This window comes from Microbacterium thalassium (assembly GCF_014208045.1).
Lineage (GTDB): Bacteria > Actinomycetota > Actinomycetes > Actinomycetales > Microbacteriaceae > Microbacterium > Microbacterium thalassium.
In genome coordinates this window covers 3,211,067-3,228,444 of record NZ_JACHML010000001.1, presented here as the reverse complement: position 1 = coordinate 3,228,444, position 17,378 = coordinate 3,211,067, and the positions used below count along the sequence as shown (strand labels likewise).

The following is a 17,378-nucleotide window of genomic DNA, read 5'->3' as shown; positions in this document are numbered from 1 at the left end:
AGCCCCGGCCGTCGACGCCGCCCACGCGCCTACGGCGCGTCGCGCCGGCAGTCGCCGCTGCTCAGCCAGCCGAAGCCGGCGGGAACGCTCGCCTCGATCGTGAGCGCGCCCGCGTCGGCGACGATCGCGTGCGGCTCGATGCAGCCCGAGCCGCCGGCCGTGAGCGCATCAGGCAGTCCCAGATCGACGGTCGGCGGCATCGGAACCGCGACGGAGTCGACGGTGGCCGAGGCGACGTCCACGACGACCGCGCCGTCGACGACCTGCGGAACGACCAGCACCTCGACCGAGCGGTCGCCCTCCGCGCCCGCGCGGGTCGCCGACAGGTGGATGCCCCCGTCGATCCAGAGATCGTCGATGACTCCGTCCGATCGCTCCACCGCCCGTTCGCGCATCGTCGCCTCGTCGACCGTGATCGTCACGTGCTGCGAGCCGGTGACGAACCCCCACGTGACCGAACCCGAGACCTCGACCGACGTGCCCGCCGACGCGCTCCGTGCGTACCGCGACGCCAGCCCGTGGCGGGCCGCGACCTCGACGGCGACCACCACGACCACGATCAGCGCCGCGGCCACGGCGAGTGCGATCCACCACGCCCGCCGACGTGGCGTGCCGGCGGCATCCTGCTCCACCGTCGCGCCGCCCATCACTCGTACCTCAGCGATGCGACGGGGTCCTGACGGGCGGCGCGCAGCGCCGGGATGGTCCCGGCGACGAAGGCGATCGCCATCACGACGAGGACGATGGCCGCGATCGCGGCCGGGTCGAACGCGATGAGCTGAAGACCGGGCAGATCCGACAGCACGGTGCGCGTCAGCACGCGGCTGAGGATGCGACCGGCGACCATGCCGATGAGCACGCCGATCGCGCTCCCGAGGAACCCGATGAACGTCGCCTCGAGGCTGAAGAGCGTGAACACGCGCCCCGAGCCCATCCCCATCGCCTTCATCAGGCCGATCTCGCGCGTGCGCTCCTGCACCGACATGAGCAGCGTGTTGACGATGCCGAACCCGGCGGCCAGGAGGGCGATGACGGCGAACCCGTTGAGGACGAGCACGATCCCGTCGATGACGTCGGTGAGGGCCCCGAGCTGCTGGGCCACCGTCACGCCGTCGTAGCCGAGCGCAGCCAGATCGTCCTCGAGGGCGGTGATCTCGTCGTCGGTCGCGTCGGCGGCGAACCACAGGTCGGCCTGTGTGAACGTCCCGAGGTCGTCTTCGGGCACGCCCACGGCCTGCAGCTCGACGAGCGCATCCGCGAGCGCCTCGTTCGGCGACAGATTGCCCGTGCCGGTCAGGGTGAACGTCTCCTCCACCACGGCGACGACGGTCGCTTCGACGGACTGCTGCGCGCCGTCGCCGTCGGTCAGCGCGACTTCCACGGTCGCCCCGAGTGCGTCGGCGTCGCCCGAGAACCCGAGCGGCTCGACGTACGAGACGGGGATGCCCAGCTCGTACTCCGCCGCGCCGTCGTCGGGCATCGCCCCCGCGGCGAGCTGGAGCTCCTGTCCGTCCACGATCGGCGCGACGCCGATCACGTACGGGGTGCCGTCGCCGGCGGCGATGTAGTCGACCGAGATCTGGGGCACGGAGTCGACGCGCAGCACGCCAGCCACCTCTGCGAGCGCGTCGAGATCGGTCTGGTCCATCGACTCGAGGGTCGTCACGGTGTTGCCGGGACCGCGCGCGGTCGTCGTGTCGGGGTCGTACTCGCGGGGGCCGCTCAGCGGCACATCGTCGGCGGGCTTGGTGACGGTCATCACGTCGCCGGCCCCGAGGCTCGCGACGGTGTCGTCGATGTACGCGTTGATGCCGGTGCCGAGCCCGGTGGTGAGGGTCAGCGTGAAGGCGCCGACGAAGATCGCGAGGATCGTCAGGACGGTGCGCGTCAGGGACCGGAACGTGCTGCGGACGGCGGTGCCGACCAGATCGAGGACCTTCATGCCGCCACCTCCGCGTCCACGACGCCGTCCCGGATGCGGATGCGGCGGTCGCACCGCGCCGCGAGGTCGTCATCGTGCGTGACGACGACGAGCGTGATGCCGTGCTCGGCGTTGAGACCGAACAGGATGTCTTCGACGACCGCGCCGGTCGCCGAGTCGAGATTGCCCGTCGGCTCGTCGGCCATGAGGATGCGGGGCTCGCCGACGAGGGCGCGGGCGATCGCCGCGCGCTGCTTCTGGCCGCCCGAGAGATCGACGGCGCGATTGGCCGCCTTGTCGTCCAGCTCGAGCTGCTCGAGCGCGGCCATGGCGCGCTGCCGCCGCTCGCGGCGCCCGACGCCGGCGATCGTGAGGGGGAGCGACACGTTCTCGAGCACCGACTGGTTCGGCGTGAGGAAGAACTGCTGGAAGACGAACCCGAAGGTGCGGTTGCGCGTCCGGTTGAGCGCGCGCCCGCCGAGCCCGGTCGTGGCGGTTCCGTCGATCTCGACGGTGCCGCGCGTCGGCTGGTCCAGGAGAGCGAGGAGGTGCATGAGCGTCGACTTGCCCGAACCGGACTTGCCGACGATGGCGACGGACTCGCCCGGCATGACCTCCAGGCTGACGCCGCGGAGGGCGTCGAACCGTGCCGCGCCCCGGCCGTAGGTTCTGCGCAGGTCGTGCGCTGCGAGAGCTGGTGTCTGCATCGATGTCTCTTTCTGCGAAGGGGTATCAGGTTCCAGCGTCCGGATCGGCATCCGTCGTGTCGTCCGCCCTCGGGTGGCTCTCGGGAATACCGCGACCGCGGTATGCCGATACCGCGGCCGGACGTCGGCGTGCGCGGACGCGGACGGCAAGATGGACGCGTGGCCTCACTTCCTGTGCTTCGACGGCGCTTCCCGGCGTGGGCGATGGACATCGTCATCGTGCTCGTCGTGGCCGCCACCGCGATGGTCAGGCCCGGGCTGGAAGACGAGCGCGGCCCGCTGGCGTGGGCGGCGGTGCTGCTGCCCGCCCTCATCCTGCTGGCGCGGCGGCGGTACCCCCTCGCCGTGCTCGCCGCGACGGTCGTGTGCTTCTGGGTGGTGGCGCTCACCGCCACCGCGACACTGCTCTCGCCGATCCCCGCGGCCTTCGCCGCGTACGCGGTGGCGATCGCCGGCCCCCGTCGGACCACGATCATCGCGACGCTCGCGGCCTGCGCCGCGATGGTGCTGCCGGTGTGGATCGCCGACGCTGACTTCGCGCTCTTCGCGATGTTCCAGCTCACCGCGACGCTCGCCTTCGCGGCGGCGCTGGGGGATGCCGTCCGCACGCGTCGCGCCTACATCGAGGCGATCACCGCGCGAGCCGAGCGCGCCGAGCGCACGCGCGAGGCCGAGGCGTCCCGCCGGGTGGCCGAGGACCGACTGCGCGTCGCGCGCGATCTCCACGACGCGGTCGCGCATCAGATCGCCGTCATCAGCCTCAACGCCGGCGTCGCGACGTCCGCACTGGATGACCGCCCCGAGGTCGCGCGCGAGGCACTCGTCACGATCCGCACCGCCTCCCGCAAGGTGCTCGGCGAGATCGGCGAGCTGCTCGCGTCGCTCCGCCAGGGGGAGCCCGACAACGACGCCGCCCGGCCCGGACTGGACGACGTCGCGTCGCTCATCGAGCGCTTCCGCGACGCGGGGCTGACGGTGCAGCTGCGCGGGGACGACCTGCTGACCCGGGCCGAGCCCGTGGGCGACGTCGTCTACGCCGTCCTTCAGGAGGCGCTGACCAACGCCCACAAGCACGGTGCGTCCGGGGTGACCCGCATCGACGTCTCCGCGACCGACGACTCCCTCGAGATCGTCGCGGTCAATCCGGTCCGCGGCGACAGCGCGTCCACGGTGTCGACCGGCCTCGGACTGGTGGGGATGCGCGAGCGCGTCGAGGACATCGGCGGACGGCTCGAGGCCGGACACGCGGGCGATGCCTACCGCCTGCGGGTCACGCTCCCGCTCCAGAGGAGCAGATCGTGATCCGCGTCGTCATCGCGGATGACCAGGCGCTCATCCGCTCGGCAGTGCGCCTGCTCCTGGACGCGCAGCCCGACGTGGAGGTCGTGGCGGAGGTCGCCGACGGCGCCGAGGCGCTCGCCGCGGTGCGGGCGTCGGACGTCGACGTCGTCGTCATGGACATCCGCATGCCGGTGATGGACGGCATCGCGGCGACTACGGCGATCTGCGACGATCCGTCGATCGCACGCACCCGCGTCCTCATCCTCACGACGTTCGAAGAGGACGACTATCTCGTCCAGGCCCTGCGCGCGGGCGCGAGCGGGTTCATCGGCAAGGGCGCCGAGCCCGACGAGATCGTGCGCGCGGTGCGCGTCGCCCACAGCGGTGAGGCGCTGCTGTCGCCCGCTGCGACCAGGTCGCTGATCGCGCGCTACCTCGACGCGGCCCCACCGCCGGGCCGCACGCGCGCGGACCGGTCGCTGCTGGATCAGCTGACCCCGCGTGAACGCGAGGTGCTCGCGCTGGTCGCGCAGGGCCGTTCGAACGACGAGATCGGCGCCGAGCTGTGGATTTCGCCGGCCACCGCGAAGACGCACGTCAACCGCATCATGGCCAAGCTCGACGCGCGCGATCGTGCGCAGCTCGTCGTGTGGGCCTATGAGGCGGGTGTCGTGGTCCCGGGTGGTCAGGACTGACGACGGTCCGATGCCGACACCGGCGCGGGTGCGTCGGCCAGCGTGCTCTCCCAGCCGAGCGACGGGGCGACGTACCGGGCGAACGAATCCATCAGCCGCAGGTTGAAATCGACGCCGAGCTGGCTCGGAATCGTGATCATGAGGGTGTCGGCGCTCTGGATCGCCTCGTCCTGCAGCAGCTGCTCGACGAGGACGTCCGGCTCCGCCGCATAGGTCTTGCCGAACGTCGACCGCATGCCGTCGATGACGCCGATCTGGTCGCCGTCCTGCCGTCCGCCGAAGTACATCCGCTCCTGCGCCGTCGTGATCGGGATGACCGACCGGCTCACCGACACGCGCGGCTCACCGGCGTGACCGGCCTCGCGGTACGCGGCGCGGAACGCGTCGATCTGCTGCGCCTGGAGCAGGTCGAACGGGGTGCCGTCGGCCTCGGTGAGCAGCGTCGACGACATGAGGTTCACGCCGGTGCGCCCCGCCCACTCGGCGCTGTCGCGGTTGCCCGCGCCCCACCAGATGCGCGAGCGCAGACCTTCCGAGTACGGCTCGATCCGCTGCAGGCCCATCCCGCCGCCGAACGGCGAGTACGGATCGCGCTCGGCGAGCCCCTCACCCTCGACCGCGCGCAGAAGAAGCGCGAAGTGCTCGCGCGCGATGTCGGCGCCGCGCGGATCCTCCGACCCGGTGTAGCCGAACGTCTCGTAGCCGCGCACCACCGACTCGGGTGACCCGCGGCTCACGCCGAGCGCCAGGCGCCCGCCCGAGATGAGATCGACGGATGCCGCCTCCTCGGCGAGATACAGCGGGTTCTCGTAGCGCATGTCGATGACGCCGGTGCCCATCTCGATCCGCTGCGTGCGCGCGGCGATCGCCGCGAGCAGCGGCATGGGGGAGGACTGCTGACGCGCGAAGTGGTGCACGCGGAAGTACACGCCGTTCACGCCCAGCTCGTCCATGCCCTGGGCGAGATCGATCGCCTGGAGCATCGAGTCGGCCGCCGACAGCTCGTGGCCGCCGCCGAGCGGGCCGTAGTGTCCGAACGAGAGGGTTCCGAAGCGCTTCATGTCGAATCGAACGCTACCCCTCGCGAATCCATTCCGCTGAATGGGCATGGCTGAGCGCGCCCCCGCGCTGGGGAGGCCGGGCGGCACCTCGTCCGGCGGGAATATGTTCCCCGTCGCCGTGTGTTTGTCCGAACATGACACGCATCGGAACCAGTGACCTCGACATCCTCCCCCTGTCGCTCGGCGGCAACGTCTTCGGCTGGACCGCCGACCGGGACATGTCGTTCCGCATCCTCGACTCGTTCGTCGCCGGCGGCGGCGACTTCATCGACACCGCCGATTCCTACAGCGCGTGGGCCCCGGGGAACGCGGGCGGCGAGAGCGAGACGATCATCGGCGAGTGGCTGCGCGCCCGGAGCCCCGAAGGCGCCGTCGTGGCGACGAAGGTGAGCGCCCACCCGCAGTTCCGCGGGCTGTCGGCGGCCAACGTCCGCGCCGCCGCCGAGGCGTCGCTGACCCGCCTGGGCATCGACGCCATCGACCTCTACTACGCCCACTGGGACGACGAGACGGTGCCGCTCGAGGAGACCGTCGGCGCCTTCGACGCCCTCGTGCGCGACGGCCTCGTGCGCTACCCGGCGGTGTCGAACTACAGCGCCGACCGTATCCGCGAGTGGATCCGCATCGCCGACGAGATCGGAGCCGTGCGCCCCGTCGCCGTGCAGCCGCACTACAACCTCGTGCACCGCGCCGAGGTCGAGCAGAACATCCTCCCCGTCGCCGAGGAGTTCGGCATGAGCACCGTGCCGTACTACGCGCTGGCGAGCGGGTTCCTGACGGGCAAGTACCGCGCGGCCGACGCCGCGGGCGACGGCTCGCCGCGCGCCGGCGGTGCGGCGAAGTACGCCACCGAGCAGGGCCTGCAGATCATCGACGCCCTGGAGCGGATCGGCGACGCGCACGGCGTCTCGATCACCTCGACCGCCCTCGCGTGGCTGCGTGCGCAGCCCACCGTCGCCGCGCCGATCGCGAGTGCGTCGAAGACCGAGCAGGTCGCCGACCTCCTCGCGAGCGCGCGCGTCGACCTCACCCCGGACGAGGTCGCCGAGCTCGACCGCGTGTCGGAGTGGGCTCCCGCCACGGCGTGACCGTGTGACAGCGAGAGGCGTCGCCCCCCGTGCGGGGGCGGCGCCTCTCGCATCCCCGCGCGCGCTGCTCAGCGCGGGACGGCGGTGGGGATCTCGTCGCGCATGCCGGTGTGGATCGCGTACGCGTTCTTGACCGCGGACTCGATGGCGCCCTCGATCCAGCGCCGGGCGCGCCGGTCGCACGCGTCGTTCGCGAACCACATCCGCCCGGCCGGCCGGACCAGGTCGTCGTAGGTTTCCCCGCTCATCTCGAACGGTCGGAACAGCGGCCCGATCCCACCCGCGTACGGGTCGAGCGCCCAGTCGTGCGACACGCCGAACTCGAACGTGTCGCGCGCCTCGGGGTGGATCTTCGCGAGGTGCTCGAGAGCGTCCGAGATGCGCGCCTCCTCCGACAGCATGCTGTAGGCCATGCTGTCCTGCCCCCAGCCGTAGGCGGCGATGATCACGCCCTTGTCGATGTCGGGGTTCTGGCCCGCCGGCGTGTAGACGACGTTGCGTATGGGCAGGTCGGTGACGGTGAGTCCGTGGGTGATCCCGTAGTCCTCCTCCCACCACCGGCGGCTGAACTGCATGAAGATCTTGTGGGCCCGGCCGTAGTAGCTGTTGCGCATCGCCGCGCGCTTCTGCACGTCGACGCCTTCGAGATCGAGGTGACGCAGCAGGATCAGCGGAACCGTCACGATGCACTCGTCGCCCGACACCGTGTGGTGGTCGGCGATGCCGTCCCGGTACAGCACGCGCACGCCGTCGGCATCCTGCGACACGCTCCGCACCTCGGCGCCCAGCCGCGTGCGGTCCATGAGCTGGGGGGCGAACGCGTCCGCGAGCGTGTCGGAACCCGCGTCGATGTAGACCAGGTCGCCGAAGACGTCCTGGTGGTACTGGGCGAACCACTCCACGAGCGAGAAGTGGAAGCGGCCCTCGATGTTCAGCAGCGGACCGAGCAGCGATCGCGCCTGCTTGCTGACGCCCCGCTCGACGAGGAAGCTCAGCAGCGAGTAGCCGTCGTAGCGGTCGATGATCCGCTGCCATCCTCCCGGCTCGTCGATGAGCTCGAGCAGCGGCTGCATCGCGTCCTTCAGGATGTCGGCAGGCTCCTTGCCCCGCTCGTGCTCGGGCAGGCCGAACTCGAAGCTGTCGCGAGCGAAGTCGCCGCGTCGCACCCGGGTGCCGTTGAGGAAGATGAAGGTGTTGCCGTCGTACATCGGGAAGGGGCTGGTCGCGAGCCGGAATCGCTCGGTGATGAGGTGCTGCGCGAGCCGATGCCCGCGCGGGAACCGCATCGCCCCGAACTCGCCGTACATGCCGCCCGCGAATCCGCGATATGTGTAGATGCGGCCGCCGAGGCGATTGCGCGCCTCGAGGAGCGTGACGTCGTGACCGGCCTCGTGGAGCATCATCCCCGCGGTGAGTCCGGCGATGCCGGCCCCGACGATGACGATCCGCTTGCGGTCGCCGTCCAGCTGCGGCAGACCGTCCCGGAGGACGGCGAGCGGGTCGATCTCGATCACCATGTCACGGACCTCGCTCCCTCGCGCGGGCCGTCCGCTCCGGCCCCTCCCCGGTCCCGGCCAACGTATCGCGGGATGCCGGGGGCGGAAAGGGCCGGAGCGGCGCCGTCGCGCGTGGCGCTGTGGGGCGTCAGCGCGCGATGGCGGTGTCGCGCGCGGTCTCGACCATCCGCTCGGGGGAGTCCTGCCGGAACCCGACGAAGAGCATGTAGCCGGCGAACCACAGCTCGAAGCCGAAGATCGGCACGGCGAGGATCATCGCCAGGTCGCCCGACTGCTCGACGACCCCGAACAGCTGGCCGAGGTCGCTGAGCAGCACCAGCGTGCCGCCGACGGCGCCGAGGATCGGGATGCCGGGGAACACGAGCCGCGAGCGCCACAGCATGAACGCGATCACGAGCGTGTTGACGGCGATGACCAGGCCCTGTCCGACGAGGAAGGACGCTTCGTGCAGCCACGAGAGCGCAGGCTCGAGAGCCGGGTCGGTCGATGCCGGGATCGCACCGGTCTGCAGCTGGATGAGCGCGATCATCGGGAGCGTTCCGGCGCCGATGATCGCGGCCTCGAGGCCGCGCAGGCCCGCGAACGCGGCGGCGCCGGCCGGGCCGTAGGGACGCAGCACCGTCAGCAGCACGACGCCGTTGCCGACGCACGCGAGGGCGAGCGCGACCTCGAGGGCGACGCCCAGCTGCACGAGTCCGACGTCGCCGCCCTCGGTTCCGAGGCGATAGACGATCGCCGCGCCGACCGACGTGACGTGTGTGACGAGGTAGAGGAGGCCCGCAACGAGGGCGAGGGAGCGAAGACGGGTCATGGTGTTCCGTTCTGATCAGGTGGGGCTCAGGGAGGATCGGGTATCGGTATACGGCGTATACCTTGCAGGAACCGACTCTAGGTATACGGTGTATACATGTCAAGTCCGGATGCCGCCCGCACACCGCTGAGCCGCGCGCGCGTCGCCGAGGCCGCCGTCGCCCTCGCCGACGACGTCGGGCTCGACGGCACGACGATGCGCCGGCTCGCGGACGACCTCGGCGTGACCCCCATGGCGCTCTACAAGCACGTCGCGAACCGCGAGGAGCTCGTCGACGCGATGGTCGACCACATCGTCGGCGAGATGATCGCCCCGGACGCCGATCCGGATGCCGTCACCGCCGGCACCTGGAAGAGCGCGCTGCGCGCGCAGGTGACCGCGTCGCGCGCCGTCGTGCTGCGGCATCCGTGGTCGGTCGAGGCCATCGAGACCCGCACACTCGCCAGTCCCGTTGTGCTCGCCTACATGGACCGGCTCATGCGGATCCTGTTCGCGGGCGGGCTGTCGGCCGACCTCGTCCACCATGCGATGCACGCCCTGTCCACGCGCATGTGGGGCTTCACGCGGGACGTGCTTCCCACTCCCTCGATGCCCGATGATCCGGCCGAGCGCGCCTCGGCGCTCGCCGGATTCGCCGAGGCGTACCCGGGGATCGTGCGCATGGCCACGACCGCTCCGCACGCCGGCGCGGAGTGCGACTCCGATGCCGAGTTCGCGTTCGCGCTCGAAATCCTGCTCGACTCCTTCGAGCGCCTGCACGCGGCGGGCTGGTCCTCGGTGCCGGCCGTGGTCTGAGCCGGCACCTCGGCCGCGCGTTTGCGGGCTACGCGACCTGGCGCCGGCTGCTCGAGGTGAGCCGGTCGCGCGCGTGCGTGTTGTGGCGGCCGACGTCGACGAGGGTCGTAGCCTCGCCCAGACCCATCGGCCGCGTCGAGACGTACATCGACTCGGCGCGATCCACGGTGAACGTCTCGTGCCACACGCCGACCGCGCCGGGTGCGCGCCGGGCCATGCGGTTGAACGCCGTCCATGCCGGCCGGTGCTGCTGCGACGGGTTCGAGGCGTACGCGTAGAGCTTGTCGACCGAGTCCCAGTACTGCACGACGTAGGGGCCGCCGCGCCCGAAGAGCAGCGCGTAGCCGAGCATGCCGGAGTCAGGGTCCTCGCTCAGTTCGCGGATCATGCCGGGCATGGCGAGGAACACCGGAAGCCACAGGTCCGGTCGCCACGGCCGGTTGATCTGCATGCCGATGTGGAAGACGACGAGGTCTCCGTCGTGGTGGTGGGTCATGCGGCCGGGAAGAACCTTCGCCATGGTCGACATCCTCTCGATAGTGTCACTATCCATAATGGATAGCGATACTATCCATGTCAAGAGGTGATCATGCGTATTTCAGAGCTGGCGAAGGCGACCGGGGTCTCGGTCGCCTCGATCAAGTACTACCTGCGCGAAGGGCTGCTGCCCGAAGGAGTCCGCTCCTCGCCGACGCAGGCCGACTACGGCGACGCCCACGTGCGCCGGCTGGGTGTCATTCGCGCCCTCATCGACTCGGGGGTGAGCGTCGCCGAGGTGCGGCGCGTCGTCGCGATGCTCGCGGATCCGCCCGAGAACCCCAACGACCTCCTCGGCGCGGCCCACGCGGCGGTCACGCCGCCCGTGGACGATGACGTCGACACGGCATCCGCCCAGGAGCTCATCGCGGGGCTCGGCTGGCAGCCGGGCCTGTGCGACGACGCGACGGTCGCCGCCATCGCGCGGGCGCTGCAGAACATCGAGCGCGCGGGCTTCGCGATGCCGTCCGCCGTGGCCGCGGAGTACGTCGACGCGATGCGCCGGATCGCGGACGCCGAGATCGCCCACGTGCCGCTGAGTTCACCCGACGAGGCGGTGCGCTACGTCGTGCTCGGTTCGGTGCTCGTCGAGCCTCTGCTGCTGTCGCTGCGCCGCGTCGCCGAGCAGATCGCATCGGGGAGGCGGTTCGCCGACGGTGTGACGGAAAGCCCGGACTGAGCTGAGAAGAATCCCAGGTCAGAGTGGTGAAAATGGCGGAGGATAGGGGATTCGAACCCCTGAGGGCTTGCACCCAACACGCTTTCCAAGCGTGCGCCATAGGCCACTAGGCGAATCCTCCAGAGCCCTTCGCGAAAAGGGCCGCAGGACAGTCTACCTGGTCGGCCGGGGTGCTCCGATTCCGGTGGAGCACGTGTGCGCGACCTCGATCCGCGCACACGCTCTCTGGCGATACACAGGTGAATTCTGGTAGGCAAGGGAAGTTCTCGCTCTCTCGGGGGAGGGGCGGGATGACGCACTGTCGTCGTCATACCGAGGAGAGAAGATGCACACTCGCGGCAAGATCATCGGCGCCATCGGCGCACTGGCCGGAATCGCGCTGGCCGTCACCACGGCGGTGCTGCCGGCTTCGGCGGCCAAGCCCGTCCGCGGCGGCGGCGAATCGTCGTCGGGAGTGACCTGCTCGTCCCTCGACGGACGCACGGTCACCGCGTCGGGCGTAAGCGAGGTCGTCGCGATGACGGCCGGCGAGACGCTCAGCGTCTCGGCGAGCCCCGCGCTCGCCGAGGACCGGATCATCGCCACGGTCGTGATCGGCCTGGCGTTCGACTTCTACGAGGCTCCCGCGACCTCCGGGTTCCACTACACCGCGGGCATCAGCACGACCCACAGCTTCAGCTGGTCGTACGAAGCCGCGGGCACCCGGCCCGCGTCGCTGACGTGGACCTTCTCGTGCTCGTCCGGTGGCAGCGGCGGCGGCTCCACCACGGTGAGCGACGCCGACGGCGACGGCGTCGCCGATTCAGCCGACGTCTGCTCCGGAACCTCGCTGCCCGACAGCGTGCGCAAGGCCGCGGGGGGCTACTACGCCAACAAGTCGGGCGTCTTCATCGACGGCACCGGGGCCAAGTCGGGCTACACGATCACCGACACGGCCGGCTGCTCGGCGAAGCAGATCGCCGCGGAGGTCGGGCTGAAGAAGTCACAGAGTCGCACCGGCATCTCGCTGTCGGTCCTCAAGAGCTGGGTCGCCGCCCACTGAGCCCCGCCGCCGACGTCGCGCGCCCGCATCAGGCGCGCGACGGCCTCGCCGCGGCGTAGGCGGTGCCCGGACGCACGATCAGCGATCTCGGCGCGATGACGGCGAGGGCGCGACGCGACACCGGCACCTGCGCCATGAGAGCCGCCCGAACAGCGATCGCGGCCCCCGGCAGCACGTCGCCCTCCCAGTACTGCGCCCTCGAGGGGGCGTAGGCCGCCCGTTCGATGGCGTTCACGAGCTGGCCCATGACCTCGGGCGGAGCACCGTAGCGCGCGACGAGACGCTCGCCGAGCGCCCGCGGTGTCTCGGCGGGCGGCACGGGGATCCCCAGGTCGATCGCCGTATCCTGCACGAGTGCCCAGGCGGCGCCCGCGTCGCCCTCGGCCGCCTGCGCGAGCCGACCGCGGCGCCGGATCTCGCGGGCGACGGCGGGCAGCGTCAGCAGGGCCGCGATCACCAGCGCCACCGCGGCCGGCGGCCATCCCTCGCCGCTCGCGGTGAGGGGACCCGAGGCCGACCCCGTCTGGTCCTGGCCGAGGTCCTGGGGGCGCTCGCCCGCGGTCGGGGTGGCCGACGCGCTCGCCTGGGCCGACGCCGTGACCCCCGGGATGCCGGCCAGCGGATCGGAGGTCGCCGACGAGAACGCCGTCGGTGAGCCCAGGCTGTTCGTCGGCTCGAAGGCGACCCATCCGATGCCCTCGAAGTAGACCTCCGGCCACGAGTGCGTCCGGCTCGTGGTGATCGAGTGGACCGTCTCGCCGTCGATCACCTCGGTCGTCGAGGAGCCGGGGAGGAACCCGACGACGATGCGGCTCGGCATCCCGAGCTCGCGCGCCATCATCGCGAACGCCGACGCGAAGTGGATGCAGTACCCCTCGCGCACCTCCAGGAACTGCGCGATCGCCTCGGCGCCGCTGCCGTCGAAGCCGGCGTCCACGGGGGCCGACAGCGAATAGCGGAAGTCGGTGCCGCGGAACCAGGCCTGCAGCGCGGCGAGTTTGTCGTAGTCGGTGAACGCGTCTGCGGTGACCTGTCTGGCCAGCTGCCCGACGATGGCCGGAACCCCGTCGGGCAGAGACGTCGTGTCGTTGGGCAGGCCGGGCCACACCGCCTCCGCCGCCCTGATCTGCTCGAGCGTGGGACGCGGCACGTGCGTGGTGACCTGATACGTCTCGCCCTGGCTCGACCCGGCCCGCGCGACCACCGTGCGATTCCACGGCACGGCCGCCCACTGGCCGACGAGCCCCGTGACCGTCACCGCGGGATAGCTGACCGGCAGCCACGTCGACGACAGGTTCTCGACCTCGACGGTCGTGACGTACTCGTCGACGCGGATGCCTTCGGCCACCGACACATCGCCGAACTCGCTGGGCGAATCCAGGGGGATCGAGCGAGAGATGTCGGGGTTCCACACCTCGCCGTCGAAGTCCGACAGGGTGGTCGCGCGCAGGTACGGCGGCGACGGCGCCGAACTGTGGATGCGCATGATCTCGATCTCGCGCGGCCGGCGCAGATCGTCGCCCAGCTCGAGTGAGGCGTCGAGGCCGACGCCCGTCCCGAACGGGTTGCTGCCTGCGCGGAGCACCGGCTGGGGGAGCGTCGGCGTGACGACGAGCGCGACCACGACGGCGACGGCCCCGATGCCGACGGCCGTCGCCGTCACGCCGGCCAGCGGAACGGCGGCCGGTGCCGATTCGCCTCCCCGGGCCGGCGACGGATCGCGCGACTGGGTCTCGGCCCGCACGAGGAAGAGGATGCACGCGGCCAGCAGCACGAACGCCAGGATGTCCGGCTCGACGGGCACCGCGATCGCCGGGATCAGCGACACCATCACGAGGGCGATCGCGGCCAGCAGCGGCATGCGGGCGGTGATGACGACGTGGTCCACCGCGATCGTCAGCAGCCCGGTGGCGCCCATGATCAGGAAGGCGAGCGGCTCGGTCGCCTCCATCGGCGCCACACCGTGGTAGATCGCATCCATCGCCGCCTCGATGAACACGGGGACGGCCTGCACCGACGAGACGGTCGGGATGAACCCGAGCAGCGAGACCGAGCCGAGGAAGACGGCGCTCATGAACACCAGCCACAGCGCCGCCTCGGCGAGGCTGACCGCGACGGCGGGAAGACGCAGCCGCCGGGCGATGTATCCGGTCGCCAGCAGCGCCGTCATGAGCACGACGGTGCCGCCCAGCCACGGCCCGGGGGTGACCACCCGCAGAAGCGGGAGCACCGTCACCAGCAGGGCCAGCAGACACCCGATCGCGAGGGTCAGATCGCCGCGCCGCACCGGCCGCCGCTCACCGGAGGACACGACCGGCCTCCGTCTCGGCGGCCTGCGCCCATGCATCCGCCACCTCGCCCTCGCCGACGCGCGCCGCGTGCCAGCCGTGGGCGGTCGCGCGCTCCAGGGCGTCGGCGCGCGGATCGACCGCGAGCAGGATCGCGGCGGACGTGTGGTGCGCCACCGAGGCGAGGGCATCGGCGTCCGCCGGATCGAATCGCCCGACGATCAGGACGAGCGGGCCGGTCATCGCGCCGACGAACAGGTGCGGCAGGCGCGGCAGGGTGTCGCCGTTGCGGGCCCGGAGCGACGCGAAGTCCGCCACCGCGTGGTCGACCTCGACGAGGTCGCCGCCCGCGATCGGATCCGCCAGCAGCACGCCGTCGCTGTCGGCGACGTCGACGGCGAAGCCGTCGCGCACCAGGCGCGCCATGGCCGACACGCACGCGGACACCGCGACCTCGAAGCCGGGATCCGCTCCCGGCGCGGCCGTGGCCAGCGGGTCCCACCGCGTCGCGCTGCGGTCGAGCATCACGGTCGCCTCGGGGGTCGACTCCTGCTCCTCCTGACGCACCATGAGCGAGTCGTGGTGGGCGCTCGCGCGCCAGTGGATGCGGCGCATCGAGTCGCCGGGGACGTAGGTGCGCGGGGTGAGGTTGTCCGACCCCTGCCCGAGCCGCTCGTTCGTCATGTGCCGCATGCCGCCCGATTCGCCCGACGCGATGCGCAGCGACGGCAGCTCGACCACCTCGGGGGCGACGACGACCCGCGTGCGGTCGCCGAGCACGGTGTTGCGACGCACCAGCCCGAACGGATCGAGCACCCGCACCGAGAGCGGACCGATCGCATGGATGCCGCGGCTCGTCCCGCGGACGCGGTACGACAGGTCGACGGTGCGCTCGGCTCCCCGCAGCCCCGAAGCCAGCGCCGGGAACACGCCCTCGGCGCTGCCGGCCAGTCCCACCGGCAGCGCGTCGTGCCACAGCCCCGTCGCGGTCGGCAGCGCGCTGCGCGCACCGACTCGCACCGTCACCTCGGCCTCGCGGCCCACGGCGACGACGTCCGGATGCAGGGCGCGCTCGACGCTGTCGGTCCGCTGGGCGACATAGAGCGAGATCAGGCTCGTGAGCACCGCCGCCACCAGCAGCACCCCGAAGTACACCAGCTCGACGAGCCCCAGCTCTCCGGCGGCGATGAAGGCCGCCACCCCGAGCACCAGCGCGCCCGTCCCACGGGGCGTGAACGGCCAGATGCTCGACATGATCGTGGGTGCGATTCAGGTCCGCGGGGCGATCGGCACGCGCACCGTGGAGACGATGCGCTCGAGGATGCCGGCGATGTGGTCGCCGGCGCTGCGGCCGCGCCCCGTCCCGGCGGTGCGCGTGGGGATGAGGCGGTGGGCGAACACCGGCGAGATCAGATCCGTCAGATCGTCGGGAATGACGAAGCCACGGCCGTCGAGCGCCGCACGCACCTTCGCGGCGCGCACGAGCTGCAGCGTCGCGCGCGGGCTCGCGCCCAGCCGGAGGTCCGGATGCTGCCGCGTCGCGCGCGCGAGGGCGACGGCGTACTCCTCGATGGCGGGGGCCACGTGGATCGCGCGCGCCCAGCCGATGAGCGCGAGGACCTCGTCCGCCGAGATGACGGGGGCGAGGTCGTCGAGCGGATTGGAGGTCTCGCGCTGACGCAGCATGAGGGCCTCGGCCTGGGCGTCCGGGTAGCCCATCGACAGCCGCATCATGAAGCGGTCGCGCTGGGCCTCGGGCAGGGCGTACGTGCCCTCCATCTCGAGCGGGTTCTGCGTCGCGACGACCAGGAACGGCTCGGGCAGCATGTGGCTGCGCCCGTCGACGGTGACCTGACCCTCTTCCATCGCCTCGAGCAGCGCCGACTGCGTCTTCGGAGAGGACCGGTTGATCTCGTCGGCGATGACGATGTTGGCGAAGATCGCCCCGTTCTTGAACTCGAACTCGCGCTCGACGGGGTTGAACACCGACACGCCGGTCACGTCGCCCGGGAGCAGATCGGGGGTGAACTGGATGCGGCGGACGCTGGCGTCCACCGATGCGGCCAGCGCCCGCGCCAGCATCGTCTTGCCGACGCCCGGCACGTCCTCGATGAGCAGGTGGCCCTCGGCAAGGAGACACACGAGCGCGCCGCGCACGGCTTCGGGCTTCCCATCGATGACACGGCCGACGGCGTCGAGGATGCCCTGCGTGAGCTCCAGGAAACTGTCGGCGGTCACGGGGCCGCGCGTCGCGGCATCCGTCATCGTGGTGTCTGCCAAAGCGACCTCCCAGGGCTGCCGTCGGGCGATGGAGCCGGTCCGCGGGCGACGTCGCCCACCCGTCGATCGTAACAACGGGCGGCCCCGCCGGGGCCGGGAAGCCGCGAAAGTCGGACGACCTCGGACTCCCCGGCTCCCTAGAGGATGAGGCCGGCCGCCATGAGGCAGACCGACGCGCCCATCGCGACATCCTGCGCACGGTCCAGCCGCGTGTGCGCGCGAGCGGCCAGCACGGCGCTGAACACCCCGTACGCGATCGCACCGACGATCAGCAGCCCGTCGAGCAGGCCGCGGCCCGCGCCGTGCACATGGCCGGCGCCCGCCGCGGTTCCGGAGTGGAGCATGCTCAGCTGGAGCGCCGCCATCGCGACCATGCCCACCGTCGTGTGCACGAGCATCCCGACCTCGGCGCTCGCCGCCGCGACCGCGGCGCGGGTGCGCCGCCGCCGCGGACTGCGGAGGGCGGCGAGGGCGATCGCCGACCCGATCAGCAGCGTCGCCCACACGACGTTCGACACGGCGTGCGCCAGGGCGGCGTCGAGCATCGCGACGAGCATGAGGATCGACGCGAGCAGCTCGGGCACGCGCACCCGGCCGCGATCGGCTGCCAGACAGCAGGTTCCGATCGCGGCCGGGGCGAGGGCCCACGCGTGGAGGATCTCCGGCATGGGACGGA

Annotated in this window: 17 protein-coding genes and 1 tRNA gene; 6 read left to right on the top strand and 12 right to left on the bottom strand. The window is 71.5% G+C overall.

Annotated features, from left to right (window positions below; translation table 11 throughout):
• Nucleotides 1-29: 29 nt before the first annotated feature.
• The 3 genes from HD594_RS15015 to HD594_RS15005 are packed head-to-tail and all read right to left on the bottom strand — an operon-like array spanning nt 30 to nt 2,628.
• Nucleotides 30-647, bottom strand: a complete 618-nt coding sequence (locus HD594_RS15015) for a hypothetical protein (protein ID WP_184751708.1) — start codon at nt 645-647, stop codon at nt 30-32.
• Nucleotides 647-1,942: an ABC transporter permease gene (locus tag HD594_RS15010; protein ID WP_184751707.1), complete on the bottom strand. Its 1,296-nt coding sequence runs from the start codon at nt 1,940-1,942 to the stop codon at nt 647-649. The genes HD594_RS15015 and HD594_RS15010 overlap by 1 nt, the downstream gene beginning before the upstream one ends.
• On the bottom strand, nt 1,939-2,628 hold the full coding sequence (locus tag HD594_RS15005; protein WP_184751706.1) for an ABC transporter ATP-binding protein: 690 nt from the start codon (nt 2,626-2,628) through the stop codon (nt 1,939-1,941). Before HD594_RS15005 ends, HD594_RS15010 begins: the two co-directional genes overlap by 4 nt.
• A gap of 159 nt (nt 2,629-2,787) precedes the next feature.
• Between HD594_RS15005 and HD594_RS15000 the strand changes: the two genes are divergently transcribed.
• Both HD594_RS15000 and HD594_RS14995 read left to right on the top strand, forming a co-directional pair.
• Nucleotides 2,788-3,930 carry a sensor histidine kinase gene (locus HD594_RS15000; protein ID WP_184751705.1) on the top strand — a complete coding sequence of 381 codons (1,143 nt, stop codon included), beginning with the start codon at nt 2,788-2,790 and terminating at the stop codon, nt 3,928-3,930.
• Entirely contained in the window at nt 3,927-4,604 is a 678-nt protein-coding gene (locus HD594_RS14995; protein WP_271171146.1) for a response regulator transcription factor, read from the top strand. Before HD594_RS15000 ends, HD594_RS14995 begins: the two co-directional genes overlap by 4 nt.
• Here the strand turns inward: HD594_RS14995 and HD594_RS14990 are convergent.
• The gene (locus tag HD594_RS14990) at nt 4,595-5,665 is read right to left on the bottom strand and encodes an LLM class flavin-dependent oxidoreductase (protein ID WP_184751704.1); all 1,071 of its coding nucleotides are present in this window, start codon (nt 5,663-5,665) and stop codon (nt 4,595-4,597) included. The genes HD594_RS14995 and HD594_RS14990 overlap by 10 nt on opposite strands.
• 134 nt (nt 5,666-5,799) lie before the next feature.
• Between HD594_RS14990 and HD594_RS14985 the strand changes: the two genes are divergently transcribed.
• Entirely contained in the window at nt 5,800-6,753 is a 954-nt protein-coding gene (locus HD594_RS14985) for an aldo/keto reductase (protein ID WP_184751703.1), read from the top strand.
• A 68-nt stretch (nt 6,754-6,821) separates the two neighbouring features.
• Here HD594_RS14985 and HD594_RS14980 read toward each other — a convergent pair whose 3' ends face one another.
• Both HD594_RS14980 and HD594_RS14975 read right to left on the bottom strand, forming a co-directional pair.
• Nucleotides 6,822-8,270 (bottom strand): flavin monoamine oxidase family protein, encoded by a 1,449-nt coding sequence (locus tag HD594_RS14980; protein WP_184751702.1) that lies wholly within the window; start codon nt 8,268-8,270, stop codon nt 6,822-6,824.
• Between the two features lie 127 nt (nt 8,271-8,397).
• Nucleotides 8,398-9,081 carry a DUF4386 domain-containing protein gene (locus HD594_RS14975; RefSeq protein WP_184751701.1) on the bottom strand — a complete coding sequence of 228 codons (684 nt, stop codon included), beginning with the start codon at nt 9,079-9,081 and terminating at the stop codon, nt 8,398-8,400.
• Between the two features lie 96 nt (nt 9,082-9,177).
• Here HD594_RS14975 and HD594_RS14970 point away from each other — a divergent pair, with 96 nt between their 5' ends.
• The gene (locus HD594_RS14970) at nt 9,178-9,876 is read left to right on the top strand and encodes a TetR/AcrR family transcriptional regulator (protein ID WP_184751700.1); all 699 of its coding nucleotides are present in this window, start codon (nt 9,178-9,180) and stop codon (nt 9,874-9,876) included.
• A 28-nt stretch (nt 9,877-9,904) separates the two neighbouring features.
• Here HD594_RS14970 and HD594_RS14965 read toward each other — a convergent pair whose 3' ends face one another.
• Nucleotides 9,905-10,396 carry a DUF4188 domain-containing protein gene (locus HD594_RS14965; RefSeq protein ID WP_184751699.1) on the bottom strand — a complete coding sequence of 164 codons (492 nt, stop codon included), beginning with the start codon at nt 10,394-10,396 and terminating at the stop codon, nt 9,905-9,907.
• A gap of 69 nt (nt 10,397-10,465) precedes the next feature.
• Between HD594_RS14965 and HD594_RS14960 the strand changes: the two genes are divergently transcribed.
• Entirely contained in the window at nt 10,466-11,092 is a 627-nt protein-coding gene (locus tag HD594_RS14960; protein WP_184751698.1) for a MerR family transcriptional regulator, read from the top strand.
• 33 nt (nt 11,093-11,125) lie between these two features.
• On the opposite strand, the gene HD594_RS14955 is transcribed toward HD594_RS14960, so the two are convergent.
• A tRNA-Ser gene (locus tag HD594_RS14955) sits at nt 11,126-11,213 on the bottom strand.
• Nucleotides 11,214-11,417: 204 nt separating this feature from the next.
• Here HD594_RS14955 and HD594_RS14950 point away from each other — a divergent pair.
• Nucleotides 11,418-12,134, top strand: coding sequence for a hypothetical protein (locus HD594_RS14950; RefSeq protein WP_184751697.1), 717 nt, complete (start codon nt 11,418-11,420; stop codon nt 12,132-12,134).
• A gap of 28 nt (nt 12,135-12,162) precedes the next feature.
• On the opposite strand, the gene HD594_RS14945 is transcribed toward HD594_RS14950, so the two are convergent.
• The 4 genes from HD594_RS14945 to HD594_RS14930 all read right to left on the bottom strand — a co-directional run bounded on the left by HD594_RS14945 (nt 12,163) and on the right by HD594_RS14930 (nt 17,370).
• Nucleotides 12,163-14,445 (bottom strand): transglutaminase TgpA family protein, encoded by a 2,283-nt coding sequence (locus HD594_RS14945; RefSeq protein ID WP_271171147.1) that lies wholly within the window; start codon nt 14,443-14,445, stop codon nt 12,163-12,165.
• On the bottom strand, nt 14,432-15,676 hold the full coding sequence (locus HD594_RS14940) for a DUF58 domain-containing protein (protein WP_184751695.1): 1,245 nt from the start codon (nt 15,674-15,676) through the stop codon (nt 14,432-14,434). Before HD594_RS14940 ends, HD594_RS14945 begins: the two co-directional genes overlap by 14 nt.
• Before the next feature lie 15 nt (nt 15,677-15,691).
• The gene (locus tag HD594_RS14935) at nt 15,692-16,687 is read right to left on the bottom strand and encodes an AAA family ATPase (RefSeq protein ID WP_184752924.1); all 996 of its coding nucleotides are present in this window, start codon (nt 16,685-16,687) and stop codon (nt 15,692-15,694) included.
• Nucleotides 16,688-16,839: 152 nt separating this feature from the next.
• Complete coding sequence (locus HD594_RS14930; RefSeq protein ID WP_184751694.1) at nt 16,840-17,370, bottom strand: hypothetical protein; 531 nt, start codon at nt 17,368-17,370, stop codon at nt 16,840-16,842.
• Between the last annotated feature and the right edge of the window lie 8 nt (nt 17,371-17,378).

Bases quoted from the DNA above. Each gene is read 5' to 3' on its own strand.
- HD594_RS14960 (WP_184751698.1), top strand. From the start codon at position 10,466: ATGCGTATTTCAGAGCTGGCGAAGGCGACCGGGGTCTCGGTCGCCTCG.
- HD594_RS14950 (WP_184751697.1), top strand. From the start codon at position 11,418: ATGCACACTCGCGGCAAGATCATCGGCGCCATCGGCGCACTGGCCGGA.
- HD594_RS14935 (WP_184752924.1), bottom strand. From the start codon at position 16,687: ATGACGGATGCCGCGACGCGCGGCCCCGTGACCGCCGACAGTTTCCTG.
- HD594_RS14990 (WP_184751704.1), bottom strand. From the start codon at position 5,665: ATGAAGCGCTTCGGAACCCTCTCGTTCGGACACTACGGCCCGCTCGGC.
- HD594_RS15010 (WP_184751707.1), bottom strand. From the start codon at position 1,942: ATGAAGGTCCTCGATCTGGTCGGCACCGCCGTCCGCAGCACGTTCCGG.
- HD594_RS15005 (WP_184751706.1), bottom strand. From the start codon at position 2,628: ATGCAGACACCAGCTCTCGCAGCGCACGACCTGCGCAGAACCTACGGC.
- HD594_RS15015 (WP_184751708.1), bottom strand. From the start codon at position 647: ATGGGCGGCGCGACGGTGGAGCAGGATGCCGCCGGCACGCCACGTCGG.
- HD594_RS14970 (WP_184751700.1), top strand. From the start codon at position 9,178: ATGTCAAGTCCGGATGCCGCCCGCACACCGCTGAGCCGCGCGCGCGTC.
- HD594_RS14985 (WP_184751703.1), top strand. From the start codon at position 5,800: ATGACACGCATCGGAACCAGTGACCTCGACATCCTCCCCCTGTCGCTC.
- HD594_RS14975 (WP_184751701.1), bottom strand. From the start codon at position 9,081: ATGACCCGTCTTCGCTCCCTCGCCCTCGTTGCGGGCCTCCTCTACCTC.
- HD594_RS14930 (WP_184751694.1), bottom strand. From the start codon at position 17,370: ATGCCGGAGATCCTCCACGCGTGGGCCCTCGCCCCGGCCGCGATCGGA.
- HD594_RS14980 (WP_184751702.1), bottom strand. From the start codon at position 8,270: ATGGTGATCGAGATCGACCCGCTCGCCGTCCTCCGGGACGGTCTGCCG.
- HD594_RS14940 (WP_184751695.1), bottom strand. From the start codon at position 15,676: ATGTCGAGCATCTGGCCGTTCACGCCCCGTGGGACGGGCGCGCTGGTG.
- HD594_RS14965 (WP_184751699.1), bottom strand. From the start codon at position 10,396: ATGGCGAAGGTTCTTCCCGGCCGCATGACCCACCACCACGACGGAGAC.